The following is a 783-nucleotide window of genomic DNA, read 5'->3' on the forward strand; positions in this document are numbered from 1 at the left end:
GGCGACCCGCTCCCACACGTCGAGGAGCCGCTGCGCCGAGCCGCCGACGGGTCCGACCGCGTCGGCGAGCACGGCGGGGTCGGGGGGTGTCGCCCGTTCCACCTCGGGCACCGCCTGGTCGGCGTCCTGGATGGTCGAGGAGCAGACGGCGCGCAGGTGGTCGGGCACGGACAGGCCGGGGTCGACGCAGCCCACGAGGGGTGTTCCCACGGCGGCGATGAGCGGGAAGACGGTGCCCGGGATACCGATGGCCACCTCGGCCCTGGCCGAGCTTTCCAGGGAGCTGACGGGGCTGATCTCGTACTCGCTCCACAGCGCGGGGTCCTCGCGCGGGTGGAGTCCGACGAGGATCCGCCACCCGGCCGCGCGCAGCCGGGCCGCCGCCGCCAGCAGCAGTTCCGCGCCGGGCGCAGCTCCTCCCGTCTCGTCGGGGTGGGTCACGCTGGTGAGGACGAGCGCCAGGCCGGGCTCGGGGTTCCGGGTGGGCAGCGAGTCGGTCTGGGGAGAGCCGACGACGTCGATCCGGCGGGAGGTGCCCAGGTAGGCGGCGAACGACCGGGCGTCGGCGGGGGACGAGGCGGTGACGGCCCGGGTTCGGGACCTCACCCGGTTGGCGCCCTCCGCCTCCTCCGGACGCAGGTACGCCAGGGTGCTGGCGACGACGGGCAGCCGGCGGAACCGGTCCACGCACTCCACGGGCCAGGGGTCGGCTCCGGTGACGACGAGCAGGTCCGCCGAGGTGAGCTGGTCGGGGGTGGTCACGGGCACCGGGTCGTCCGGGGC

General features: G+C 75.9%; 1 protein-coding gene. It reads right to left on the minus strand.

From position 1 onward, the window contains the following. A partial coding sequence (locus ACTIDRAF_RS0223490; protein WP_211215413.1) for a hypothetical protein occupies window positions 1-762 on the minus strand: 762 nt, incomplete at its 3' end. Between the last annotated feature and the right edge of the window lie 21 nt (window positions 763-783).

This window comes from Actinoalloteichus spitiensis RMV-1378 (assembly GCF_000239155.1).
Lineage (GTDB): Bacteria > Actinomycetota > Actinomycetes > Mycobacteriales > Pseudonocardiaceae > Actinoalloteichus_B > Actinoalloteichus_B spitiensis.